Source organism: Streptomyces geranii, from assembly GCF_002954775.1.
Classification (GTDB): domain Bacteria; phylum Actinomycetota; class Actinomycetes; order Streptomycetales; family Streptomycetaceae; genus Streptomyces; species Streptomyces geranii.
In genome coordinates, this window is the sequence record NZ_PJME01000038.1 from 71,464 (window position 1) to 96,033 (window position 24,570).

At 70.0% G+C, this 24,570-nt stretch carries 16 protein-coding genes and 1 pseudogene; 7 read left to right on the plus strand and 10 right to left on the minus strand.

Annotation, left to right across the window (positions count from 1 at the left end):
- Window positions 1-766: 766 nt before the first annotated feature.
- Window positions 767-3,061 (plus strand): tetratricopeptide repeat protein, encoded by a 2,295-nt coding sequence (locus tag CW359_RS32885; RefSeq protein WP_332875006.1) that lies wholly within the window; start codon window positions 767-769, stop codon window positions 3,059-3,061.
- Window positions 3,062-3,396: 335 nt separating this feature from the next.
- On the opposite strand, the gene CW359_RS32890 is transcribed toward CW359_RS32885, so the two are convergent.
- From CW359_RS32890 to CW359_RS32900, 3 genes are all read right to left on the minus strand, one after another.
- Window positions 3,397-3,807 carry a PIN domain-containing protein gene (locus CW359_RS32890; RefSeq protein ID WP_105973853.1) on the minus strand — a complete coding sequence of 137 codons (411 nt, stop codon included), beginning with the start codon at window positions 3,805-3,807 and terminating at the stop codon, window positions 3,397-3,399.
- Window positions 3,804-4,025, minus strand: coding sequence for a type II toxin-antitoxin system VapB family antitoxin (locus CW359_RS32895; RefSeq protein ID WP_105973854.1), 222 nt, complete (start codon window positions 4,023-4,025; stop codon window positions 3,804-3,806). The genes CW359_RS32890 and CW359_RS32895 overlap by 4 nt, the downstream gene beginning before the upstream one ends.
- A gap of 191 nt (window positions 4,026-4,216) precedes the next feature.
- A complete protein-coding gene (locus tag CW359_RS32900) occupies window positions 4,217-5,401 on the minus strand; it encodes a helix-turn-helix domain-containing protein (protein ID WP_105973872.1) in 1,185 nt (394 codons plus the stop codon).
- A gap of 431 nt (window positions 5,402-5,832) precedes the next feature.
- Here CW359_RS32900 and CW359_RS32905 point away from each other — a divergent pair, with 431 nt between their 5' ends.
- The 3 genes from CW359_RS32905 to secD all read left to right on the plus strand — a co-directional run bounded on the left by CW359_RS32905 (window position 5,833) and on the right by secD (window position 9,719).
- Complete coding sequence (locus CW359_RS32905) at window positions 5,833-6,444, plus strand: DUF4232 domain-containing protein (protein ID WP_105973855.1); 612 nt, start codon at window positions 5,833-5,835, stop codon at window positions 6,442-6,444.
- A gap of 453 nt (window positions 6,445-6,897) precedes the next feature.
- On the plus strand, window positions 6,898-7,296 hold the full coding sequence (locus CW359_RS32915) for a hypothetical protein (protein WP_105973856.1): 399 nt from the start codon (window positions 6,898-6,900) through the stop codon (window positions 7,294-7,296).
- Window positions 7,297-7,358: 62 nt separating this feature from the next.
- Entirely contained in the window at window positions 7,359-9,719 is a 2,361-nt protein-coding gene (gene secD / locus CW359_RS32920; protein WP_105973857.1) for a protein translocase subunit SecD, read from the plus strand.
- Window positions 9,720-9,816: 97 nt separating this feature from the next.
- Here the strand turns inward: secD and CW359_RS32925 are convergent, their stop codons facing one another.
- The 5 genes from CW359_RS32925 to CW359_RS32950 all read right to left on the minus strand — a co-directional run bounded on the left by CW359_RS32925 (window position 9,817) and on the right by CW359_RS32950 (window position 18,520).
- Window positions 9,817-12,627 (minus strand): hypothetical protein, encoded by a 2,811-nt coding sequence (locus tag CW359_RS32925; RefSeq protein WP_105973858.1) that lies wholly within the window; start codon window positions 12,625-12,627, stop codon window positions 9,817-9,819.
- Window positions 12,628-12,755: 128 nt separating this feature from the next.
- Window positions 12,756-14,414, minus strand: a complete 1,659-nt coding sequence (locus CW359_RS32930) for an ABC transporter substrate-binding protein (protein WP_105973859.1) — start codon at window positions 14,412-14,414, stop codon at window positions 12,756-12,758.
- Between the two features lie 85 nt (window positions 14,415-14,499).
- On the minus strand, window positions 14,500-16,626 hold the full coding sequence (locus CW359_RS46810) for a dipeptide ABC transporter ATP-binding protein (RefSeq protein ID WP_232838717.1): 2,127 nt from the start codon (window positions 16,624-16,626) through the stop codon (window positions 14,500-14,502).
- Complete coding sequence (locus tag CW359_RS32945; protein ID WP_105973860.1) at window positions 16,623-17,513, minus strand: ABC transporter permease; 891 nt, start codon at window positions 17,511-17,513, stop codon at window positions 16,623-16,625. Before CW359_RS32945 ends, CW359_RS46810 begins: the two co-directional genes overlap by 4 nt.
- Window positions 17,514-17,554: 41 nt before the next feature.
- Complete coding sequence (locus CW359_RS32950) at window positions 17,555-18,520, minus strand: ABC transporter permease (protein WP_105973861.1); 966 nt, start codon at window positions 18,518-18,520, stop codon at window positions 17,555-17,557.
- 277 nt (window positions 18,521-18,797) lie between these two features.
- Between CW359_RS32950 and CW359_RS32955 the strand changes: the two genes are divergently transcribed.
- Together CW359_RS32955 and CW359_RS32960 are read left to right on the plus strand one after the other, a co-directional pair.
- A complete protein-coding gene (locus CW359_RS32955; protein ID WP_105973862.1) occupies window positions 18,798-19,334 on the plus strand; it encodes a GNAT family N-acetyltransferase in 537 nt (178 codons plus the stop codon).
- Between the two features lie 26 nt (window positions 19,335-19,360).
- Window positions 19,361-19,546, plus strand: a pseudogene (locus tag CW359_RS32960) (hypothetical protein); the annotation flags it as partial.
- Window positions 19,547-19,801: 255 nt separating this feature from the next.
- Here the strand turns inward: CW359_RS32960 and CW359_RS32965 are convergent.
- The gene (locus tag CW359_RS32965; RefSeq protein WP_105973864.1) at window positions 19,802-20,095 is read right to left on the minus strand and encodes a putative quinol monooxygenase; all 294 of its coding nucleotides are present in this window, start codon (window positions 20,093-20,095) and stop codon (window positions 19,802-19,804) included.
- A gap of 79 nt (window positions 20,096-20,174) precedes the next feature.
- On the minus strand, window positions 20,175-22,763 hold the full coding sequence (locus tag CW359_RS32970; protein ID WP_105973865.1) for a GH32 C-terminal domain-containing protein: 2,589 nt from the start codon (window positions 22,761-22,763) through the stop codon (window positions 20,175-20,177).
- Between the two features lie 419 nt (window positions 22,764-23,182).
- Between CW359_RS32970 and CW359_RS32975 the strand changes: the two genes are divergently transcribed.
- Window positions 23,183-24,211 carry a sugar ABC transporter substrate-binding protein gene (locus CW359_RS32975; RefSeq protein ID WP_105973866.1) on the plus strand — a complete coding sequence of 343 codons (1,029 nt, stop codon included), beginning with the start codon at window positions 23,183-23,185 and terminating at the stop codon, window positions 24,209-24,211.
- Window positions 24,212-24,570 lie beyond the last annotated feature (359 nt).

Sequence of the window (24,570 nt, forward strand, 5' to 3'; positions counted from 1 at the left end):
TCAGCCGCGGTGCGATCCGACCCCACGACCACTTCGAGCACCAGGCATCCACGCTGGTCAGAGCCGTGCGGCCTATCCAAGCGCCGTACCTTCCCAAGCTGAGAGTGCGAGTTCGATCCTCGTCACCCGCTCCAACACGAACCCCCAGGTCGACGACCCGGGGGTTGTTTGTTGTCCGGACCGGTGGCCGAGAGGCACCGCGGCACCGCGGACTGCCGTCCCCACCGGGAAAACGGGCCACCACTGAGTCACTCGCTTACCGGTACGGTGCTCAGCGCCCAGGGATGCCGTGACATCTGCGGATCTCCCCCTCGTACCTCGGAGTGTTGCAGTGGCGCAGTACGCGTCGGCCTCGGACTTCGCGCGCATCGTGCAAGCAGGCGGAGATGTGGTGCTGCACGGTGAGCGCGCGCCGTACGAGCTCAGGATGTGGCCGTCTGCCTCGCAGACGTTGTCGGCCGAGGAGGCGTGCGCTCAGCCCAGCCGGTTGCTCCGAGCCGGGCATGAGATCGTCGGTTTCGTCGGCCGGGAGACCGAATTGGACACCCTGCGCTCTTGGCGGGACAGCTGTCGAGGACGCCCGCACGCCGCGTTGCGGCTCATTCATGGGCCAGGGGGGCAGGGCAAGACGCGACTGGCCGCTCAGGCCGCCCGGATATGGCGGCAGGAAGGGTGGAGCGTCTTTCGCGCGGTCCCGCAGCCTTACTCCTCGACTGGCCCCGTACCGGAGATCGCGCCGGTTGGAACCACCTCAGGGGCGCTGATCGTGGTCGACTACGCCCAGGAGTGGGACACCGATGATCTGCTCCGGCTCATCCACGACATGTCCTCCCCCGTAGCAGCACCGGTGCTGATATTGCTGCTGGCACGGTCAGCAGGTACGTGGTGGCAGTTGCTCGAATCTCGTGTCACCAGAAATTTCGACATGGCGCCGGAAGCGCTCCGGCTCGAACCTCTCGTCAGTCGCCCGTCGGACCGAGCGCCCCTCTTCTCCGAGGCCTTCCGTCATTTCGCCGCCGCTCTCGAAGCCCCCGCCGCGCTCCTCCCCCGCCCCCCTTCCGGCCTCCAGGACCACAGCGCCTACGACCAGGCGCTGACGTTGCACATGTCCGCCCTCGCCAGCGTCCTCGCGGCCGTGCAGGACAGCACCGCGCCCGACGACCCCGACAAGCTCTCGGCCTACCTCCTGGCACGCGAGCGCGACCATTGGGCGCGCCTGCACGAACGTGGCCTGCTCAAGGCCGACCCGAACACGATGTCCCAGGTCATGTACATCGCGGCACTGACGGGGCCGTCGTCGTACGCGGATGGGACAGCAGCTCTCCGGGCCGCTCCGGTCGAGTCGTGGGAGCATCCGGGAAGGCTCATCAAGGATCACGCGGTGTGCTACGCACCGAGCCGAGCGGACTCCGTACTCGAACCCCTCTACCCGGACCGGCTCAACGAGGACTTCCTGGCGCTGATGACCCCAGGGCACGACTGCGCGTTCCCGGCGGACCCGTGGAGCGCTCAGGCACTCGGTCTTCTCCTGAAACCAGGCGGCACCCCCTGGACACGTACCGCACTCACCACATTGGCCGAGACGGCCAAGCGCTGGCCCCATGTCGCACGCGAACACCTCATCCCCCTGTTACGCGAACACCCCGAGATCTGTCTGGAAGCGGGAAGCGCCGCGATCGTCGCCCTCACCGAACTGCACGACCTCGACGGCGTGCTGGTACTCGACTTGTACGAGCTTCTCGCACAGCGTCGTCCCGTCGACCTCAATGCCGGCTACGTCGCCCTCCTCACCTGGCTGTCGAACAAGGCGCACCTCTTCCCTGACGGCCAACGGGCGCTCGTGAACGCCGCGTTGGGCGCAGCACTCGGTGAGAACGGCCGCTGTGCGGAAGCTGTCGACCATGGTGCGGCGGCCGTCGCTCTTCTGCGGCGGCTCATGGCAGACGGTGCGGAGGACTGCCGCACCCATCTCGCCGGCGCTCTGTCCAATCTCTCCGAACACCTCTCCTTGACCAGGGCGAATCAGGCTGCTCTGGATGTCGCACGGGAGGCGGTCTCCCACTATCGGAGTCTCGCTCGCCATGCTCCTGGCGAGTTCGGACTCCGGCTGGCCGTCGCACTCAGCAACGTCGGAAACTGTCTGGCCGTACACCTGGACAGAGGGTCGGAAGCACTGGCTCCCGCCGACGAAGCAGTCCGCATCCTGAGGGACCTCGACGAGACCGACCCGAACACCCATACCGAGGCACTCGCCACGGCGCTGGCGACCCTCAGCCGAGCAGCCGCCGCCTGGGGCAACGACACTCTCGCTCTCGATGCTGCGGAGGAGTCCCTCAACCTCCGCAGACGCCTGGCCGAGGCCCACGGAGCCGTTTGCTCTCCAGTCCTCGCCAATGCCCTTGACACCCTCGGCAGGGCCCTGTGGAGAACAGGCCGGACGGACGAGGCACTTGCGTCCCTGGAGGAATCCGCCGCGATCGCAAGGAAACTCGCCAGCATCGTGCCCGACCGCTTTGAACCCCTGCTGAAAGGCCGACTCCACTACCTTTTCGCGCGCTACCGGGAGTTGCGACATCGCAAGAAGCTGGTACCCATCGCCGAGGAACTGGTCGCGCTGGACCAACGCCGGGTCGACAGAGGCCGTCAGGAATACCGGCCCGCTCTGGCCATCGCGACGTACACCCTCGCAGTCGCACGGGGCGGAGCCGAGCAATGGGACGAGGCATGCTCGACGGCAGACCTTGCGGCCGACCTGATCCGTCCCCGGGCCACCCTCGGTGTCGTGGCTGCGGAGGTCGCACTCGTCCGTTTCCTCTGCGGAGCCGCCCTGATACGCGTGGAAGGACGGAGGAATCCGGGTGGGGTGCCGGACAGGATCAACGAAGCGCTCGCGGTGTATTCAAGGCTCCCCGTCATCCTCCCGGCGTACCTGCGGCGTGAATGCCTCGACGCTTTCGAGGTGTTGGAGGAATCGCTGGAGGCCGCAGGAGACCGTGGCTCGGCACTCGAACTGAGAGGACGACGCATGCGCCGCACTCCGAATGATCAGGTCAACTTGTAAGTGTGACGGTGAATATGAGGGGAGAAGCCATAGTGAGGCTCGTGAACTCCTTCCTCCCGGTGAGCAGTCGTCCATCGGCTCGGTGCGCATCTCGGCCCACGCGACCGGAAACTCCCACGTCTACCAGGCAGGGTGTTCTGTGCCCAGGGCGACCAGCACATCGAGGAACGTCACCACCACTGTCCGGCCAAGCCCTCGAACGAGTGGCTGGGGGCGTTGCCGCACTCCGTCCGAGTGCCGCCGACGGCCGAGCCGGGGCACATCGCGCGGGAGAACGCTCGGCCGCCCATTCGGAAGACTTCGCCGTCTGCAACCTGTGGAACGGCGCAGGCACCTCAGGCGGTGTCGTGGACGTTGTGCTCGCTCAGGTCGGATGCATGACGGGCGATAGCGCGGTAGTCGGCATCGTCATGGAGGACGGCCAGACCGTGATGGGCCGCGGTGGCGGCGATGACGAGGTCCACCGCCGACGCACTGCGATGTTCCCCATCCTGGGCCATGCGGTGTTGCACCGCGCCGATCCAGCGCCCCGCGTTCTTCGGCACCGACACGTCCGGGTAGAGATCAGTGAACATCTCCGTGATCTCGTCGTACTCGCGTCCGTTCCGGGCACTGTGGAGGAACTCGGCGCGTTGCGCGTAACAGGATGCGATGGCCCCGGCATCGATCGCGTCGTACCAGGCCGATTGCAGTTTTGGATCGCGGAGCAACCGGACCAGGCCGGATGTGTCGAGCAAGTAGATCACCGGCTGTGCTTCTCCGCCCGGTGCAGGCGCTCGGCGTCCTCGACGGCACCCCACTCACGCGCACGTTCGAAGTGACGGCTGATGCGCGCTGCACGCTCCTGCTGCTCGGCGTAAAAGCGCAGGGCGAGATTGACCGCTTCCTTTTTGGTCCTGACCTTGGACAGAGCCATCGCACGTTCCAGGGCGTCATCGTCGATGTCGATCTGGGTTACAGACATGTGGCACCTCCCTCGCAATGTTGGTGATGTACATAGAAGAATACGTCACCAACATTCGCGGGACCAGCTGTGCTCACACATACCCCGGTCACTGATGGCACCCGTGCCCATGGCGTGTCCGTAAGAGCAGAGCTGAGAGTGCGAGTTCGGTTCTCGTCAGTCGCCGGTTTCCGTCTTCTCGTAGGTGGCGGTCAGGTCATCGGGACCCAGCCCCGGGGGTCGCGGTACCAGTAGTGCGGTAGGTCCTTGATGCTGGTGGTGCGGAACGGGCGGCCGTCGTCGTCGATGCGTACCGTGCCTGTTCGACCCTGTGAGGACCAGTCGAGTTCGACGTACCAGTCGCAGGTGCAGGACTCGGTGCGCGCGGCGAGCAGCAGGACCTCCGGCTCCCGCAGGGAGACCTGGTAAGGGAAGTCGATCGCGGGGGCCGGTCTGTCCGGGTTGTTGCCGGGCATCGAACGGGCCAGGGGGCGGCGCGCGTCGAGGTTCACGGAGAAGTGGCGGGGGACGAGGATGGCGCCGCAGCCTTCATACGTGGAGTAGGCGATGCCCCTGCGGGAGGCGGGGGTGGTGTGGTTGACCACCCGCACATGCAGTGCCTCCAGGACGACGGCGGCGGAGCTGCGGCCCTGCACCGTGATCCGCAGATTGGTGGTACGCCCGTGCACCGCCCCCTGGGACGCGGCCCACACCGCGGCGTCCGCCGGGGTCGGCGGCGGTGGGACCTGCTGCGGTGGCTTGGCGATGACGTAGTCGTGGTCGCATTCGAGTTGCCAGAGTTGGGAGTTGGCCGTCCAGGTGAGCGGGGCCGGCGCCGACGGTTCCGGTGCGGTGCGGGCGGAGGCCGACGACTCACCGCCACCGGAGGGGGGCCCGGCAGCGGATGTGGTGAGGCCGGCGAGCGCGATGGTGAGCAAGGCCGCCAGTACTGTCGCTGTCGATCGCGCGGACCGTCGCCGGGGGCGCCCGGCACGGGGTCCCCGGTCAGCCGGTGAGGTCGGTGAGGGCTGCTCGGGTGCCTCGTCCGGCGGGCTGACGCGGCTCGCGGGTGCGGCCGATGCCGAGGTACTCGTGGTGTCGTGGGGCGTCGCTGCCCGCCGGGCATCGGATGGACGTGCTCGTTGCCGTGCCGCGACCGCCAGGATCCACCGGCGGTGCAGCTCCACGCGTTCCTCGGGGGAGGCTCCGCAGAGTGCGGCGAACCGCTCGATCCCGGCGAAGTCCATGGGAACCGCCTCACCGGCGCAGTAGCGGTGCAGCGTGGAGGCGTGCATGCCCAAACGGCGGGCCAGCGCCGCGTAACTGCGGTCTGTACGCCCCTTCAGACGCGTCAGCAGTAGCGCGAACTCCGCCACGTCATCGTGGATTGCATCCATGTGGTCCGTACTCGCATCCATCCGTCGGCCTGTGCCGCCATGTCCTGGTCCGGGACGGCATCCCAGGCACTCCCCATACCTGCACATCAATACGGCTGGGATGGTTGCGGGGTTGAGCCATCCGCCTCCTCGATCGAGACCACCCTCACCCGCGGCCCTGGGGCGCCACCTTCCGCACCGCCACGGGCAGGTGTCCGGAACGCCGGCCTCAGAGGGTTCCCCATCCCGGACGGGCATCCCAGGCTTCCTTGTCTCCGCAGGTCGTCGGGGGTGGGATCGTCCCGCCGTTGCGCGGCGGGGGCAGGCGTTGTCCCAGGCTCACGAGGCATCCGATGCTGTGGCCGTCGCACCGGCTGAAGCGGCCGACCGCATATCGAATTCCAAGTACCGAATACCGAATGTCGAATGTCGATCAGAAGAGGAACACGCATATGTACGTGAAGTCCCTTACGAGCCGCCGTGCGGCCGTGGCCGCGGGTCTCGTCCTGGCTCTCGGATGTGGTGTGTCGGCACAGGCCTCCGCCACCGGGCCGCTGACGATCGGTGGGAAGGCCAGCGACGCGGTGACGCACCGCTCGGGCGGCAGCGGCGCCGAAGGCGCCGTCGCCATCTGCGACCAGAAGGTCCTCGGGGTGTCCGCCACGAAGGAGCCTGCGGACAGCGAGGACGCCAGGCACCTCCTCCTCACCGTCCAGAACGCCGGCGACAAGAAGTGCAACCTCTTCCGCTACCCTCTCGTGCGGCTCGGCGCCGGCCTGACCACGGCTCGTGTGATCGAGGAGAGCGACCCGCACCCGGGAGTGCCCGTCACCCTCGCTCCGGGTGAGGAGGCATACGCCGGTCTGCTCGTCAACGGCCCCATGGACGAGTACGAGGCGAGAAGCATCACCCTCGGCCTCCAGGGTCGTACGCCCGGCAGCAGCGCGGGCAAGCCGATCGATGTCCCCATGCCCGTCGAGGTGTTGTACGCCAACGACTTCCAGCGTGTCACCTACTGGACGACTGCTCCCGGTTTCGCCCTGGACTTCATCATGTCGAAGTGACGGACCTCGATCGGAACCGCGTCCCAGCGGCCGACCAGAATGTCACAGAAGGTCGTCCATGGGGTTCGTCCTCGCGCGCCGTTGTCACCGCGCTGATCCACCGTCCGGCGTTCTTCGGTATCGCCGCGTCGGGACAGAGGTCGGAGAACAGCTCCGCGATCTCGTCGTACTCGCGACGATCCCGGGAGCTGTACAGGAACTCGGCGCGCTGCACACAGCAGGAGGTCGGCCGTGTCGAGCAGGTAGATCAGCGGCTGTCCTTCTCCGCCCGGTGCAAACGCTCGGCGACCTCGACGGCACCCCACTCACCGCAGCAGTGTTCCTGCGGTGAGTCGGGAACCTCCGGGCGTCCGGCGGCGTTCGTGTCACTGACGGGCGGGTGAGCCGAGCCGTCTGGTCACAGTGCTCAACTGCTGGTTCCGTACGGCGACTTGACGGGGGAGGGCAGGAGTCGTGCAGCAGCACCGTGCACGTCCCGCGCACCCGGCCACCGTCGTGCTCTCCGCGCTGCTCGCCGTCCTGGCCTTCCTTCTGCCGGTGTCGGCCAAGTCGGCGCCGGTGTCCCGGCCGTTCTCGGCGGGCATGGCAGCGACCGCGTCGGCGGCCTCGGCCGTTGACGCTCAGCGGCCCCTCGCCGTGGCGCACTCCGTGCTCGGGCACGCCGACTCCGTGCCGTATCCGCTGCACCCCTTCCTGGGCCCTGGCGCCAGGGACTCGGCCCCGCACCGTGCTGTCGGCGGTCCCGGCGTGGCCGTGGCGGCCTCTGCCGCGGGGGCGGGCCTGGGCGCTCACGCGTATCGTCCGCGCGGCCCGCCGTCCCGATGGAGCACCGAAGTCCGTATCGACGCCTGACCGTTCGCCTCCGCGCCCGGGGCAGACGTCGACTCCGTCTGCCTGCCCATCGTGGAGAACCCATGTCCCGCGCGCCCATGTGGCGGGCGATCATCGCCCTAGGTGTGATCGCCGCCTCACTCTTCTTCGCTCTCACCCAGTCCGCCCGCCTCGGCCTCGACCTGCGCGGCGGCACCCAGATCGTCCTGGAGACCAGGGATTCACCCGTCGTCAAGGCCGATGCCGAATCGACCCAGCGGGCCCTGGAGGTGCTCCGTCAGCGGGTCGACGCGCTCGGCGTGTCCGAGCCGAGCCTGTACCGGTCCGGGCAGCAGCGGATCATCGTCGAGCTGCCCGGCGTACAGGACCCGCGCGAGGCCGCCGAAGTCATCGGCCGTACCGCGCAGTTGACCGTCCACCCGGTGCTTGGCGCGACGGACAAGCAGGACCAGAACAAGGGGAAGCCGGGCAAGGACGGCTCGCGCACCCTGGCCGACCCGGACCAGAAGGGGGCGTTTCTCCAGCTCGGGCCCGCTGCTCTCACCGGCGAGGGTGTCAAGGACGCCGAGGCGGTGCTCGACCAGCAGAAGATGTCGGGTTGGCTGATCAACCTCACCTTCCGCGGGCAGGCGGGCAAGGACTGGGCACGGGTCACCGGGGCGGCGGCCTGTGCCCCGCAGGGCGACCCCGAGCGGCGCGTCGCCATCGTCCTGGACGGCAAGGTCCTCTCGGCGCCCGGCGTCGGCGCGGAGGTGGCGTGCGGGGTCGGCATCTCCGGCGGCGCCACGCAGATCACCGGCGGCTTCGACCGGGAGGAGGCCCGCGAGCTGGCCGCGCTCGTCAAGGGCGGTGCGCTGCCGGTGCCCGTGCAGGTCGTGGAGCAGCGCACCGTCGGCCCCACGCTCGGTGCCGACGCCATCGCCGCCAGCGCCCAGGCCGCGGTCATCGGGATCGCCCTGACGGGGCTGTTCATCCTCGTCGTATACCGGCTGCTCGGCGCCCTGGCCACCATCGCGCTCGCGCTGTACGGGCTGATCTCCTACGCCGTACTGGTCGCTCTGGGCGCGACCCTGACCCTGCCCGGACTCGCCGGTTTCGTCCTGGCGATCGGCATGGCCGTGGACGCGAACGTGCTGGTCTTCGAGCGGGCCCGCGAGGAGTATCTGGGCGCCCGCGTCCTGAAGTCGGGCTCGACCCGACTGGACAAGCCGCTGAGCATCGGCTTCGCCAAGACCTGGAGCGCGGTCGTCGACTCGAACGTGACCACGCTGCTCGCGGCCGGGCTGCTCTTCTTCTTCGCCACCGGACCGGTCAAGGGCTTCGGCGTCACGCTCTCCATCGGTGTCCTCGTCTCGATGATCTCGGCCCTGGTGATCACCCGGGTCCTCGCCGACTTCGCGGTCCGGCGCCGCTTCGTGCGCGACCGGCCCGGCCTGACCGGGATCACCTCCACCGGCCGGGTGCGTGCGTGGCTCGCGCACCGCGACCCCCGCCTGGTGCACCACCGGCGCCGTTGGCTCGGCGTCAGCGCGCTGCTGATCGTGGTCGCCGTCGCCGGGATCGGCGTACGGGGCCTGGAGTTCGGGGTGGAGTTCACCGGCGGGCGCCTGGTGGAGTACAGCACCAGCAGGCCCGTGGACGTGGACGCGGCACGTACGGCGGTCACGGACGCCGGGTTCCCGCGCGCGGTGGTGCAGGAGTCGGGGGACGGGGACATCTCGGTACGCACCGGTGCGCTGAGCAACGACCAGCAGCACACGATCAGAACGGCGCTGGCGAAGGAGGGCGGCGAGGTCACCGTCGAGCGGGACGAGCTGATCGGTCCGAGCTTCGGCGACGAGCTGCGCCGGCACGCGCTCATCGCGCTCGGCATCGCCGTCGCGACCCAGCTGATCTACCTCAGCGTACGGTTCCGGTGGACGTTCGCCGCCGCGGCGGTGTCGGCCATGGTGCACGACGTGCTGCTGGTGGTGGGCCTGTTCGCCTGGCTCGGCAAGCCCGTCGACAGCGTCTTCCTGGCGGCCCTGCTCACGGTCATCGGGTACTCCGTCAACGACACCGTCGTCGTCTTCGACCGGGTGCGCGAGGCACGCCGCCGCGATCCGGCGGCGGACCTGGAGACCACCGCGAACAGGGCCGTCGTCCAGACGCTGCCGCGCACGGTGAACACCGGTATGGGCGCGCTGTTCATCCTGGCGGCACTGGCCGTGCTCGGCGGTGACTCGCTCGCGGACTTCTCCGTGGCGCTGATCGCCGGCGTGGTGATCGGTATGGCGTCGACGGTGTTCACCGCCGTGCCGATCGCCGTGCAGCTTGAGGGCAGCTGGCCGACGCCGCCAGGGCGCCCCAAGGGCCCCAAGGGCCCCAAGGGCGGCGGGGACAGCGGGGCGCGTGGTCCGCTGGAGCGGCGCGGGCAGGCGCGGGATTCAGGCGCCGTGGTGTGAGAGCGCGCGGAGGGTGCGGTGCCGTCGGTTCTCCCGGCGGGACGGGGAGGCCGACGGCACCGCACCTCATGGCACCTCGGACGGCACCGGGACTCCGCTAGGCGGCGTCGCGTACCGTGCCCGTGAACTGCGGGCCCTCGATCGCCTCCCCGTTCTCGTCGTAGGTCCACAGGCGCAGCCGTAGGGACTCCGGGTCCTCGGTCCGGTCATCGGTGACGGTGGGTACGGGCATGTCGACGGTCAGGCTGCCCGCGGGGACTTCGGACATGAGCAGGGTGCCGTCCGGCAGGGTTGCGGACAGGGGACGTTCGGGGTCGGGGGAGGCCCCGAAGTGTTCGTCCAGCCAGGTCGCGGGGACGTCCTTCGTGGAGAGTTCGGTTCCTTCGGCCACGGGCAGGATCTCCAGGTCCGTCCAGGTGGCCACGTCGGCGACGGCGGAGAGGGTGACTCGCCAGAGCAGTGGCCGGCCCTCGGTGACCTGGTCCGTGATCGGTGTCATGGTCACCGTGGGGCGGGGGTCGTCGTTCTCGGCGGTGACGCCGCCCAGGTAGGAGCCGATCACCGCGCCGCGTACGGTCTTGACGGCCACCCGGTGGAGGTCGTCGGAGCTGTAGCGGGTGTTGCCCTCGATCGTCACCGGCACGTCGACCCGGGTGCCCGCCCGGACCTTCACCGTACGGGCGACCAGGTGGTCGCTGCCCGGCTCGGCCACGAACAGCCGGACCTCGCCGCCGCCCGACCCGGAGACCCGCAGCGGCACCTGGTAGGTGCGGGTGCCCGAGTCGCCCTCCTTCACGGTGAGGTGGCCTACGTCCACGCGTGCGAGCTGCGCGGGCTCGGCGACCGGGGTGCCGGGGCGCCAGCCGTAGGCGTCCACCAGCCATGCCGTGCCGGAGTCGGTGCGCGGGGTGAGGTGGAGGGTTCTGACGTGGGCGAGGTCGATGCGCTCCCGGGTGGCGGCGGACAGGGGTACGCGGACCTCGCGTGCCCAGTAGGAGGAGGTGCGGGCGGTGCCCGGTACGCCGTCTACGCGGACCCGGCCGAGGTCCGCCCGTCTGCCGGAGGTGTCGGTGAGGGCGACGTCCAGCTCGGTGCCGGTGGTGTTCGGGGGGACGATCACGCGCAGGCTCAGCGAGGTCGCGCCGGGCAGGGAGACCGGGTGGGCGGGGCTGAGCGTGGTGGCGGTGCCGGCACTGCTCCAGTTCATGGCCAGCGCGTAGCGGTCCGGCTCCTTGCCGGGGGACACCCTGCGCCACTGGGCGAAGTGCGGGGAGGCGGTGAGGAGGGCGGGGTCCAGGCAGGAGACGGCCGGGTCCGGGTCCACCTGGGCGCACAGCCTGCCGCCGGTGACCTTGGCGGAGGCGGCGGGCAGGAACGCCCCCGTGCGGGCGGCGCCGACGGCGTGGGTGAGGACGCGGGCGGGGCCCGCCGAGGCGGCGCGCGCGTCGGTGCCGTCGAGCAGCGGGCGGGCCCGGTCGTCACCGGCGACGAACAGCCGGGCCGCGGCGGCTATGTACGTCGAGCCCGCCTTCTGCTGCTGCTCGGCCGTGAGCCGGGTGGCGGTGTCGGGTGAGCAGAGGGGGTCGTGCTCGTCGCCGCCGTACAGGAAGTCGTCGCCTGCCGGTGCCGTGGCCTGGCCGGGGGTCCACTCGCTGTTGAAGTAGTTGTGGTTGGCGCCCGTCATGTAGACCGCGCTGTGCAGGGCCTTGCCGCGGCTGACGCCTCGGGTGCCGTCGACGTACTGCTCGCCCTGGAGGTCGATGACGTCTCCGTCGCAGCCCGGCAGGATCGTCACCGACGGCACGTCGGGTGCGGGGTTCTGGCCGAAGATCGTGGGGCCTATGAGGACGGTTCCGCGTATCGTCCAGCGGGTTTCGCCGTGGTAGCCGTCCTGGTCGGCCGGGGGTGGGGTGAGGCTGTCCAGTGCGGCCCTGTCGGCGCCCTCGCCGCCACGGGAGTGGCCCACCAGGAGCACCCGGCCGAGGTCGGCGCGGGGCGCCCGGCGTACGACCTCGGGGGCCGTGGCCGGGTCGGCGGCCCAGTCCGCCCAGTGGGCCAGGTGCAGCCGTATCAGCGAGGAGCGGGCCTGGGCGCCGGCGTCGTCGGCCTGCCAGTCCTGGGCGTTGACGGAGTTGGCCGAGATCGAGACCGTCACATAGCCCTGGGAGGCGAGGAGTTGCTGGTCGTGCAGGTAACCGCGATAGCTCGGCACCGACTCGTAGTCGGCCGGGCACGGCCACTCCAGGGTTACGTCGTCGCCCTTGAAGCAGGTCACATGGCGCCCGTGGAGGAACAGGGCCAGCGGGCGGCTGCCGGTGGCGTTCTCCGGCGCGACCACCACGGCCTTCATCTCCACCTCGGTGGCGTAGCCGGGCAGATGGACCGAGGGCAGGGAGTACTCGCCGGAAGTCGTGCGGTACGAGCCGGGCACGCCGGGGTCGACCTTGTTCACGGTCGCCGCCCGGGACAGACGGGGGGCGACCGGATCTGACGAGCTGTCAGATCTACGGCGCTCACGGGCCGCGTCGTTCACTCCGGCCGCGTCCAGACGGCGGCCCGCGGCCTCGACCCGCAGGTCGTCCGACGTTCCGAGGCGCACCCCGTCGAGCGGCAGCCGGAAGGTGCGCCCGTCCGCTGCGGGTCTGGGGATGCCCAACAGGCGTTCCCCGCTGCGGAACTCGACCTGGGCGTCGCCCACCGGCACCTTCTCGGGCGAGCGCCACACCAGCTCCGCCGACTCCCCGGAGCCGGTGGTCAGCCAGCCTTCGGGAAGTCCCGGAGACACGGGAGCGGACGGCCGCCCGGGCCCCGGTTCAGGCGCCGCCAGCGCCGTCCCCGGTGCCGCCAACGCGAGCGCGAGCGCAACAGCCGCTGCCACAGCGGCCGTTGCGCGCGAGACACGGATCACTTCAGTTCCTCCTCATGGTCATTCCCCCGAGATGGTTGTTGCCCCGAGAACCCCACGGGCTCCGGGCTCCCCAGGCCGACGGATTGGGCCCTTGCCTTGTGCTGGGCCGGGCCGGGCCGGTCCCCCGGTCAGGCTGTTGACTTCAGCGAGAAGATCCAGCTGCCGTTGGACAGGTCGAAGGACGTGATGCCCGGCTTGTCGAAGGCGAGGCCCTTGCCGAGGACGTAGACCTCGTCCTCGGTGAACAGCGGGACATAGGGGACCTGGTCGGCGACCTGGGTGAGGATCGTCTGTGCGGCGATCCAGCGGGCGGTGCGGGGACCCGCGGTGGCGACGACCTGTTGGGCCCTGTCGACCTCGGGGGTCGTCCAGTTGGCGAGGTTGATCTTCTGAGGGCCGATGTTGGTGCCGCCGACGAGTTTGCCCAGCAGCGGGGCCGGGTCCGGGTAGCTCGCCCCGAAGCCGAACGGCAGGGTGATGCCCGTCAGTTCGTGCTTGAAGAACTTGGCGTACCACGCGTTGGCGGTGACGGGCTTGGGGGTGATCTTCACACCCAAGGCCCGCATGTTCCGCTGGAGGTTCAGGACGGTGAACTCCTGCCAGGGGTAGTCCTTGACGTACTCGACGGTCGTCGAGAAGCCCTGTGGGTGCGCCGACTTCGCCAGTTCGGCCCTGGCGTCGGCCTCGCTGAGCCCGTACCGGGGCAGGCCGTCCAGGAAGGCCTCCGCCGTCCGCCGCGAGCCGGCCACGCCTGCCAGTTCCCCGGCCGGGACCAGCCCCTTCATCGGCTGGGCGTACGAGTCGAAGCCGGCCTTCATGACACCCGCGACGTCGATCGAGTGGGCGACGGCCCTGCGGACGTGCACGTCGTCGAAGGGCGCGCGGGTGACGTCCATGGCGAGGAAGTTCTGCGACAGGGACGGGGAGGCGTGGACCGTCGCGTCCGGTACGGCCTTCCACTGGGCGACGCTCTTGCGGTTGGTGACGGGGCCGCCGTCGACCGAGCCGGAACGCAGGGCGAGCTGGCGGGCCGTGTCGTCGGGGACGACGGAGAAGACGACCTTGTCCGCGGCCGGCCTGGTCCGGGTGTAGTTCGGGTTCCGGACCAGCGTGATCTTCTCCGCCGTCTGGGAGTCGACCTGGTAGGGGCCCGTGCCGACGGGTGCGCTGCCCGCGTTGCCCAGGGTCTTGGCGTGCGCCTTCGCGAAACCGGCGTTCTGCACGAGTGTCGCGAGGGCGATACCGGCACGCGCCGTCGGAGCGGGCGCCTTGAGCCGCACGGTCACCTCCAGCGGACCGGTCACGCTCACTCCGCCCACCTGCTGGCCGAGGGCGGCGGTCTGGGCCGTGGCGGCGGTGAAGTGCCCGATGCTCCAGGCGACGTCCTGTGCCGTCAGCTCCTCGCCGTTCGAGAACCTCAGCCCCGGCCGGAGCCGGTAGACGAGGGTGGTGGTGTCCGGCTGGGTCACCGAGGCCGCGAGGTTCGGGGTGAACGCGCCGGTGCTGGAGACCCTCTCCAGAGGTTCCGTGACGAGGGACATGACGGCGCCGGTCGTGTTGTTGTCGTAGCTCTTGGCGTAGTCGAGCGACGCGGGCGCGTTGGGCAGCGCCCAGTCGAGCACGGGTATGGGTTTGTCGGTCGTTCTCCTCGTCCCCGTGGTCGCCGTGTCGTCGCCGCTGGTGCAGGCGGTGGCGGCGACGGTGGTGAGGGCGGTGAGGATCGCGGCGGACAGCATCGTCCGCCGCGAGAGCGACCTGACGGATCGGCCGGGCACGGTGGGGGGCATCTTGTTTCCTGGTTCCGTTCTGTGCGGGGGGAGGTGCCGGGGGGGGGGGGAGGTTCGGGGGGTGCGGAGGGGGTCCGGGCAGGGCTCAGTTCCCGCCCGGGATCGAGGCGATGAGTCGCTGGGTGTGGGGGTGGCGGGGAGAGTCGAGGAGGGCCGCGGTCTCGCCGCTCTCGACGATCTCGCCGCCGTGCAGCACGAGGGCGCGGTCGGTCAACTGGCGGACGACCGACAGGTCGTGGGTGATGACGATCAGGCTGGTGCCGTACCCGGCTCGCACCTCGCGCAGCAGTTGAAGGATCTGGGCCTGTACCGACACGTCGAGCGCCGCGACGGGCTCGTCGCAGACCAGCAGCCTGGGGCGGACCGCCAGCGCGCGGGCGATGGCGACCCGCTGCCGCTCACCGCCGGACAGCTCGCCCGGCTGCTTTCGCGCGTACGAGGCCGGCAGGCCCACGCGCTCCAGCAGCTCCGCGGGCCGCTGTGCGGGATCGGGGCCCGCCGTGACCGCCTCGCCCAGGGTCGTGCCGATGCTGAGCCTGGGGTTGAGGGAGGAGTAGGGGTCCTGGAAGACCATCTGGACCAGACGCCGTGCCTCGCGATGCTCCTTCCGCCTCAGCTTGCGATAGTCGCTGACATCGACACCGCCGAGCCGGATCGTGCCCGTGGTGGGCCTGGTCAGGCCCAGGAGGCAGCGGGCGAGCGTGGTCTTGCCCGAGCCGCTTTCACCGACCACGCCCAGCGATTCGCCCTCGCGGAGTTCGAAGGAGACGTCGCGCAGGGCCATCGGCTCCGTGGTCGTCCCTTTCAACCTGACCGATCTACTCGACCTGGTCGGCCCGGCGAACGAGGACATCCGCCCGTACGTCCCGGACCTCCCGTAGGTCTTGCCGAGGCCCTCGACGGTGAGGAAAGGGGCGCCGTCGGGGGTGACGGGCGGTGTGCCCGGGGTGGTGGGGACTAGGTCGTGTCCGTAAAGTCCCGTCGTCCGCCCGGAGGGCGGGCCCGGCGGCGTTCGGTGCGTGCTCTCGGCGTGCCGGGCGGAGTCCCTCGTACTGGTTGTACGTGGGGCTTCGCCCGGTGCGGCGAGAGGGCGTGCCGGGCGTCGCCGGGCAGGCGGGACTTTACGGACACGGCCTAGGAGGCGGGTGCGGAGTTCGTCGTCGATCTCGGGAATCCGTACGCACGCGGACGCGCGCTCCTCCGGCAAGGGGGTCAGCCCGGGGCGGGTCGTCGTACACACCTCGCGCCGCCACTCGCAGCGGTCGGCGAAGGCGCAGGTGTCGGCGACGCCGTCGGCGGCCGGCACCTGGCCGGGCAGGGAGACCAGCCGGTCCACGAAGTGGGAGACGGGGGGTTCGGCGAGCATCAGGCCGAGGCTGTAGGGGTGCCGGGGCGAGCGGGCGAGGGCGGCAGCCGGGGCGTCCTCCAGCACCGAACCGGCGTACATCACCAGCACCCGGTCGCAGACGGAGAACGCGACGCGCAGGTCGTGCGTGATGAGCAGGAGGGCCATACCCCGGTCGGCCTGCAGCCGTCGCAGAAGGGCGAGGACCTCTGCCTGGGTCGTGGCGTCCAGGGCCGTTGTCGGCTCGTCCGCGATGAGCAGTTCCGGATCGCGGGCCAGCGCCGCCGCGATCGCGACGCGCTGCCGCATCCCGCCGGAGAGCTGGAACGGGTACCGGCCGGCGACCGTGTCCGGGTCCAGCCCCACCTCCCGAAGGCGGCGCGAGATCTCGGCCGAGGCGAGGACCCGGTCGCGGCGCGTCCCCGGTGCCAGCGACTCCCGCAGCTGCGCCCGGACGGTCAGCAGCGGATTCAGCGCGGTGAACGGGTCCTGCAACACCATGGCCAGCCGGCCGCCGCGCAGGGGACGCAGTTCCCGCTCCGGCCTGCCCAGCAGCTCGATCCCGTCGAACAGGACCTGGCCCTCGGCCCGCAGTCCGTCGTCGAGTACGCCCGTCACGGCGCGGGCGGTCAGGGTCTTGCCGCTGCCGGACTCACCGACGACCCCGAGGGTCCGCCCGGGCGCGAGGTCGAAGCCGACGTCGCGGACCAGGGTGCGCGGGCCGTGGGCGCGGTCCGGTCGCGCGTACACGTGCAGGCGGCGTACGGACAACAGCGCCCCGTCGGCCCCGCCAATCCCGCTGGTCCTGCCGGTCCCGTCGGCCTCCCGGTCCGGACGCGTCCGGCGGGTCTGTGCGTCGTAGGTCATCGTGGGTCCGTCCCGGCGGTGCCTCGGTCGTACAGCCAGTCGCCGAGGAGGGTGACACCGACCGTGGCGATGATGATCATCAGACCGGGGGCGAGGGACATGTACGGGTTGACGGCGAGGAGCGTCTGGCCCTGGCGCAGCAGTTCGCCCCAGTCGGGCGTGCCCGGTGGGACCCCGAGGCCCAGGTAGGACAGGCCGGACAGGCTGATCAGCGCTCCGCCGAAGTCGAGGAGCAGGGTCGCGAGGACCGTGGGCCGGATGTTCGGCAGGATGTGGCGGAACATGATCCGCGCGGCGGGCAGACCCAGGGTCCGGGCGGCCTCGACGTAGGGCAGCCGGGCCTGTACGAGGGTCGTGTTGCGGCAGAGGCGGATCTGGGCCGGGAGGACCAGCAGCGTGACGACCGCGACGGCGAACCAGTAGCCGTCACCGATCGTCCCGACCACCACCACGACCAGCAGCATCGCGGGGAAGGCGTAGACCAGGTCGGCGAACCTGTTGATCACGGCGTCGAACAGGCCGCCTGCGCGGTATCCGGCCAGCACGCCGAGGGGAACGCCCAGCAGCAGCGCGCCCGCCGCCACGCACAGCGGGCCGACCACGGCGGTCCGCGCGCCGGCGACGAGCTGGGACAGGACGTCCCGGCCCAGGGCGTCCGTGCCGAGCCAGTGCCCGTCACCGGGACCGGCGGCGCCGCGCATCAGGTCCTGCTGCCCGGGGTCGTACGGGGTCAGCCAGCCGCCCGCCACGACCAGCAGCGCGATGACGGCGACACCCGACGCGGCGAGCGCGACCAGCACGGGGGGACGGAAGCGCCTCGACACCTCGCGTGCGGAGGCGGTGCCCGGAGCGGGGACGGGGTTCGGAGCGGGGACGGGGTTCGCCATGTCTGCTGTGTCTGTATCTGCCATATCCGTCATATCCGCCATCAGTGCTCCCCGGCCGCGTGCAGCCGGACCCTCGGGTCGAGGAGGAACCCGAGCAGGTCGACCAGCAGGTTGACCAGGACCACCAGGGCGCCGAGCAGCAGCGCGGTTCCCTGGACGACCGGGAGGTCCTCGGCCGCCACCGCCGTCAGCAGCAGGGAGCCCATGCCGGGCAGCGAGAACACCTGCTCGATGAAGATGCCCGCGCTGAGCGGCGCGATGAGGAGCATGCCGGCGCTGGTGACCACCGGGGGCGCGCAGTTGCGCAGCACGTAGTGGATCAGCACGCGCGCCGGGCTCAGTCCGCGCAGCCGGGCGAAGGTGAGGTAGTCCTGCCGCAGCACCGTCACGGTGGCCGCCCTGGTCTGCCGTACGACGACGGCCGACAGGACGGTCGTCAGCGCCACGGCGGGCAGTGTCAGATGCGTGACCCGGTCGGCGAACCCCTCCCCCGCGCCGTACACCGGGAACCAGCCCAGGGCGACGCCGAAGACGTAGAGCAGGACGACGGAAAGGGCGTAGACGGGGGCGCCGAAGCCGACCGTGGCGAGCAGCGAGATGCTCCGGTCGGCCGTCCGGCCGTGCCGGATGCCCGCGATCAGGCCCAGGGGGACGCCCAGCAGCAGGACGAGCAGCAGGCAGTACGCCGCCAGTTCCGCGCTGAGCGCGGCCCGGCCGTAGACCATGTCCACGACCGGTGTGCCCGCCTGGACGGAGATCGACCGGCCGAAGTCGAGACGGACCGCGTCGGAGAGCCAGTGCAGGTACTGCAGGGCGAACGGCTCGTCGAGGTGGTGGCGGGCACGTAGTTCAGCGACCAGTTCCGGTGTCGCCGGCCGGGTGCCGAGCAGGGACTGGAGCGGTGATCCCGGGCTCGCGTCGAGCAGCGCGAAGACCAGGAGGCTGAGGGCCAGCAGGAGCAACAGGCCGCTGGCGAGACGTCTGAGTACGAAGGTGGTGATGCTCAAGGGCGCCGACTGTCGGACAGGCCCGAGTGTGGGGAGAACGGCGATCAGCGCCGGACGACTCGGACGACCGGAACTCTATGATCCAGTTGTGCGACCGCGCAAGTACTTGAAGTCTTGAGCAGTAAGATTGCGCAAATCCCGCACAGAACCACAACTCCGTTGACAGCCGAGGGACTTCGGCCGTTCACCCAGGCGGCTCTGGATGGCCTGAGCCTGATGCACCACCCACATACAACCCACACCGCACGCCTCACTCGCGCAGCCGATCGGAAGCCCCGTGCTCAGTCACCCCGTCGCCGAAGGAGCCGAGCTCCGCGCTCTCGAACCCTGGCGGGCCGAGGAGTTCTACGAGTTCGTCGTACGCTCCGGCTCCCATCTGGCGCCCTGGATGCCGTGGGCGAAGGACATCGACGAACCGGCCAAGGCCACAAGCTGGTTGCAGGGCTACGCCGACGACCAGGCCCGGGACGGCCGGCGGCTCTACGGCATCTGGCTCGACGGCCTGCTCGTCGGCGGAGCGGGGTTCGCCACCTTCGACGCCCGCACCGGAAACTGCTCGTTGGGCGCGTGGCTCGCACCGGAGGCACGGGGCCGCGGGCTGGTGACACGGGCCGCCCGACTGATGATCGACTGGGCTTTCGACAGCCGGAACATGTCCAGGGTCGAGTGGTCGGCGGCGACCGGGAACGTAGGCAGCATCGCGGTGGCGAAACGACTCGGCATGGAGCGCGAGGGGGTACTGCGCTCGGCGTTGACGCTGGACGACGTCCGACATGACGTGGAGGTCTGGTCCCTCGTCGCCGACCGGGGGTGAGGGTTGGCCGCGGTCAACGGTCGACACTCGAACATCTCGACTTGATCCGTCGTTTCGTCCAGGCACCGCTTCGGGAACGAGCGCCGTGGTACGACACCGGGCAGAAGATGACGTTGGTGGCCCGTCTTCCGGCATGGATCAAGCGGGCGAGAAACCGGGACGAGATCCTGCGTGCCGTCAGCCGCATCCAGGCCTCGCTGGTTGCGGCCTGACCTACTCGCTAGCGTTCAGACATCACTCGAACCCGAACCCGATCTCGAACCCGATCTCGATCTCTCAGGTTCAGCTTGTTCTTCAACCTCTGGCGACGGTGTGGCGGACGCTCGTCGGACCAGTTCGTGCCGGGCGTCGGCACGACACCTGCCCTTCCCCCGTGAGCCGCAGAAGCCCATGGATCGCCACACGAGGCGGCAGATGTCTCCAACCTCACCCGTGGCCGCTCGCGCGCGCCTCCGGAGCGTGCAAGGTCAGGCCAGCCGATCCAGGAACGTCAGTACCGACGCGTCCTCCTCGATCAGCGGCACCAGGAGTTCGTTGAACGGGGCGCCGTACGGTGCCTTCAGGTGGGTCTGGAAGGCGGCCTCGTCGGTGTACACCTCGAAGATCCAGAAGGCTCGCGGGGCCGTCGCCTTGGTGTAGACGTCGAAGACGACGTTCCCTTCCTCCTCGCGCACCTTCAGGGCGTAGTCCCCGATCAGGCGGGCCACCTCCTCCTCGGCCCCCTCGCGGGCGGTGAACTCGGCCAGCAGGGTCTTCTTCACAGTTCGTGTCCTTGTCCGTTGCGGGAGTTCGTTACGGGGGTTCGTTGCTGAAGTCCGTCGTGCGAGTCGGTCGTACGAGTCACTCGTGCGCGGAGTCGAGTTGCCAGACCGTCGCCTCGTCCAGCCTCGTCGAGCCGTTCTCCGCGAAGATCTGCACTCCCTGGCTGGCCGGGTCGGGGAAGATCTGGTCGGTGATGACGGCCTCGCCGTTGCCGCCGAAGACCTCCACCGACGACCAGTCGACGAGGATCCGCAGCTTCACCTTGCCGTTCTCCGCCTTCAGCGGCGCGGTCTGTACGCCCGGGAAGGTGGCGTTGAAGTCGACGGCGCCGGAGTGGGTGCGGTCGACGTACAGCTCCTGGGTCGTGGTGTCGTAGCCGATGACCGTCTCCTCGCCGTAGGCGCCGGTGCGCACCTTCAGGCCGAAGCGGTCGGCGTCCTCGACGGAGAACGTCGCCTCTATGTCCAGGGCCTTGCCCTCGGCCGCCGGGCCGATCAGGGGCTCGGCGGTGTTCGCGACCGTGACGCCGGTCGCGGTCGCCGGGGCCGGCTTCCGGAGGGACTCCAGGGTGCTCACCGGCTCGCTGGTCAGCCGGACCTGGCCGTCGACCGTACGCAGGGCCATCTCCCGGGGGACGCTCTGCGCGCCGCGCCAGGGGGAGGTGGGGACCGCGCCGGCGTAGTCCCAGTTGTTCATCCAGCCGATCATGTACCGCTTGCCGTCCGGCGCGTCCTCCCAGGACACCGCCGCGTAGTAGTCCTTGCCGTAGTCCGCCCAGTCCGCGCGCTGCACCACTGACTTGGCCGGGGTGTCCGCCTTCGTGAACCGGTCGGCCAGGATGTGGCCCCAGCCGGTGGTGTTCATGTCGACCAGTTGGACGCGTGCCTGCTTGCCCGCGTACGGGCGCAGGTCGAAGGAGGCCCAGTCGAGGGTCTCGCTGTCCGTGCCCGTGACGCTCCGGACGACCTTGCCGTCGACGATCAGGTTGACGGACGTCTCCTGGGTGACGGGGCGGGCCCTGGTGTCGGAGAGCATGATGTGGTCGACGTTCAGGTGGCCCCAGCCGCCGGTGTTGTCGTCGATGATCCTGATCCGCGCCTTCCTGCCCGCGAGGGATCTGACGTCCCAGGAGGCCCAGTCGAGTGCCTCGCGGTTCTGTCCGGTGGTGCTGCGGACCACCTGGCCGTCGATGAGGAGTTCGATCGCGGTCCGGTTGTCGGAGGTTGCGGAGGTGGCAGTTGTGGCGGTGGTGGCGGGGTGATTGCCGCCTCCCACAAGGAAGTTGACGTACGCCTTGTCTATCGTGAACTCGGGTGAGGTCAGCGTGCCGGTCGTCGTGTCGCCGTTCAGGTAGGTGTTGACCAGGCCTGCGCCCAGGAAGCCGGAGACCGACTGCTGGTCGGGGAGGGTGCCGGTGGCCGGTGCGGTGCCGAAGGCGTTTCCGGTTGTCGTCCAGGCGCCGTAGGTGCCGCCCTCGAAGTCCGCGAGGAGTGTGCCCTCGGGCGGGTCCTCCCGTTCCAGAGCCGTCGCGTCCGTGTGCGGGTGCCTGCCGCCGCCCACCTTGAAGTTGAGGTAGTCGCTGTCGACGGTGAAGGGGGGCGAGGTCAGGGTGCCGGTGGAGGCATCGCCCGCGTGGAAGCTGTTGGCGAAGCCACTGCCCTCGAAGCCGTCCACCGGGGTCTGGCCGTCCACCGCGCCGGTCGCCGGGCCGGTACCGAAGGCGGTGCCGGTCGTCGTCCAGCCGCCGTAGGTACCGCCCTCGAAGTCCTGCGTCACCGTGCCTGCGGGCGGGGTGTACGTGCCCTTGTCGTCGGCGGTGAACCTCGTGCCGTCGAAGTCGCCGAGGAAGTACTGGGCGGCCGAACCGCCCGCGACACCACCGGGGTTGATGTTGACGACGAGGACCCACTTGATCCTCGTGGGGTCGCCGTCGACCGCGAGCGGGAACAGGTCAGGGCACTCCCAGACCCCGCCCGTCGCACCCGCGGGCCCGAACTCGCTCTGCTGCTGCCAGTCCTTGAGGTTCTTGGACGTGTAGAAGCGCACCTTGTGCTCGGCGGACAGCGACACCGTCATCAGCCAGCTCTTCGTCGGCGCGTACCACTGGACCTTGGGGTCGCGGAAGTCCCTGGAGCCGATGTCGAGGACGGGGTTGCCCTGGTACTTCGTCCAGGTGCGGCCCCGGTCGGTGCTGTAGGCGAGCGACTGGGACTGGATGCCTGTTGTGTTGTTGTGGCTCGTGTAGATCGCCACCATCGCCGGGTTCGCCGTCGTGCCGAAGCCGGTCGTGTTGTCCCGGTCGACGACCGCGCTGCCGGAGAACACCATCTCGTCGGCGTCGTGCGAGAGGGCGAGCGGCAGTTCCGTCCAGTGCACCAGGTCAGCGCTCACCGCGTGGCCCCAGGACATGTCTCCCCATGAGTCGCCGCTGGGGTTGTACTGGTAGAAGAGGTGGTATTCGCCCTCGTAGTACACGAGTCCGTTGGGGTCGTTCATCCAGTTCCGCTCCGGCGTGAAGTGGAACTGGGGCCGGTAGGTCTCGGTGTACGGCGGTGTGTCGGCGGCCACGGCCCGGGGGGCGAGCGGGGCTGCGGACAGGGCGCAGGCGGTCGCCATCGCCGCGATCATCCGGGTGCGGGCATGCCGGGGTACGCGTCCAGCGCTCATGGGGTCTCCTGTGCTGCGGCCGTCCGGGCGGCGAAGCCTGGTGCCCGGCGCGGATTCGGCCGAAAGCAGGGCGGATCCGACCGAAAAGGTGACGCCTTGGCGACGCCGTCGTCCACGACGTCGCCAAGGAGTGTCATCGTTGACTTGTGTCATCGATGACAACGAGTGGCCCGATGATGGAGCCAATCCGGCCGGTGCGTCAACGGTTCGGCCGCGATCTCCTGTTGGGCCACCGGAGTGGGCGGTGGTCGCGGAGGTTTGCCGATTTGTGACGAGCGCAGGGCATTGACGTTTCCGGGAAGCGGAGTCCATCATCCTCGCCAGGCAGTGTCAACGATGACATAAGTCAACGATGACATCCCGGGGCGGCATGCTCCGATCCCAACTCCCTGCCGCTCGCTATCCCACAGGAGTCGATCATGTCTCGCACCACGCGCCTGTCCTCCTCCCTCCTCAGAGCCGCCGCGGTCACGGGTGTCGCGGCGCTCACCATGACGGCCTGCGGGTCCGGCTCCGGATCGGGCTCGTCGGGTTCCGGCTCGGGCTCGGGCTCGGGTGAGGTCAAGGTCGGGCTGATCACCAAGACCGACACCAACCCGTTCTTCGTGAAGATGAAGGAGGGCGCGGAGCAGGCCGCCAAGGAGAACGGCGCCCAACTGTCCACCGCCGCGGGCAAGTTCGACGGGGACAACGCCGGGCAGGTCACCGCCATGGAGAACATGGTCGCCGCCGGGGTCAAGGGCATCCTGATCACCCCGAGCGACTCCAAGGCGATCGTGCCCGCGATCGAGAAGGCCCGCGCCAAGGGCGTACTGGTCATCGCCCTGGACACCCCGACCGACCCGGAGAGCGCGGTGGACGCCCTCTTCGCCACCGACAACCTCAAGGCCGGTGAGCTGATCGGCGAGTACGCCAAGGCCGCGATGGCCGGCAAGACGGCGAAGATCGCGGCGCTCGACCTCGCGCCGGGTGTCTCCGTCGGCGTGCAGCGTCACGACGGTTTCCTGAAGGGCTTCGGCGCGACGGACAAGGACGTCGTGTGCGCCCAGGACACGGGCGGCGACCAGGCCAAGGGCCAGACGGCGATGGAGAACTGTCTCCAGAAGGAGCCGGACATCAACGTCGTCTACACCATCAACGAGCCTGCGGCGCTGGGGGCTTACACCGCGCTGAAGGCGAAGGGCCGGGAGAAGGACGTACTGATCGTCTCCGTCGACGGCGGCTGCACCGGGACGGAGGCGGTCAAGGAGGGGAAGATCGCGGCGACTTCGCAGCAGTATCCGTTGAAGATGGCGGCGGAGGGTGTCAAGGCGGTGGTGGCGTACGCCAAGGACGGGACGAAGGCGTCCGGATACACGGACACCGGGGTCACGTTGATCAGCGACAAGGCGCAGGGTGGGGTTGCGTCGAAGGACACGGCGTACGGCTTGGAGAACTGCTGGGGGTGAGGCCTTGAGGGCCTCTCGGCGGGCGGGCGGGCGGCCCGCTTCGCTGGTCGGAGACGGGGGTTGAGGGCTTCGCGGGAGGCTCCGCTGGGTGGACGTGGTGATTTGCCGCGGGTCCGGTGGGGGCTGGTCGCGCAGTTCCCCGCGCCCCTGTCGGGGCGCTTCCGCGCACCCGACTTGCCGGGCCGTTCCCGTCCGCCGTCCCCGTCTCCCCTCCCCCGTCTCCCTCACCCACCTCCGTCCTCCGCCCCCGCCCCCGCCCGCGTCTCCCGCCCCCTGCACCCTGCACCCTGCACCCGCCCCAACCCCAACCCCACGCCCGCCCTCACCCCACCCCCACGCCCACCCTCACCCCACCCCCA

Bases quoted from the DNA above. Each gene is read 5' to 3' on its own strand.
- CW359_RS32895 (WP_105973854.1), bottom strand. From the start codon at position 4,025: ATGTCTGTAACCCAGATCGACATCGACGATGACGCCCTGGAACGTGCG.
- CW359_RS32900 (WP_105973872.1), bottom strand. From the start codon at position 5,401: ATGGATGCAATCCACGATGACGTGGCGGAGTTCGCGCTACTGCTGACG.
- CW359_RS32905 (WP_105973855.1), top strand. From the start codon at position 5,833: ATGTACGTGAAGTCCCTTACGAGCCGCCGTGCGGCCGTGGCCGCGGGT.
- secD (WP_105973857.1), top strand. From the start codon at position 7,359: ATGTCCCGCGCGCCCATGTGGCGGGCGATCATCGCCCTAGGTGTGATC.
- CW359_RS32930 (WP_105973859.1), bottom strand. From the start codon at position 14,414: ATGCCCCCCACCGTGCCCGGCCGATCCGTCAGGTCGCTCTCGCGGCGG.
- CW359_RS46810 (WP_232838717.1), bottom strand. From the start codon at position 16,626: ATGACCTACGACGCACAGACCCGCCGGACGCGTCCGGACCGGGAGGCC.
- CW359_RS32945 (WP_105973860.1), bottom strand. From the start codon at position 17,513: ATGGCGAACCCCGTCCCCGCTCCGAACCCCGTCCCCGCTCCGGGCACC.
- CW359_RS32970 (WP_105973865.1), bottom strand. From the start codon at position 22,763: ATGAGCGCTGGACGCGTACCCCGGCATGCCCGCACCCGGATGATCGCG.
- CW359_RS32975 (WP_105973866.1), top strand. From the start codon at position 23,183: ATGTCTCGCACCACGCGCCTGTCCTCCTCCCTCCTCAGAGCCGCCGCG.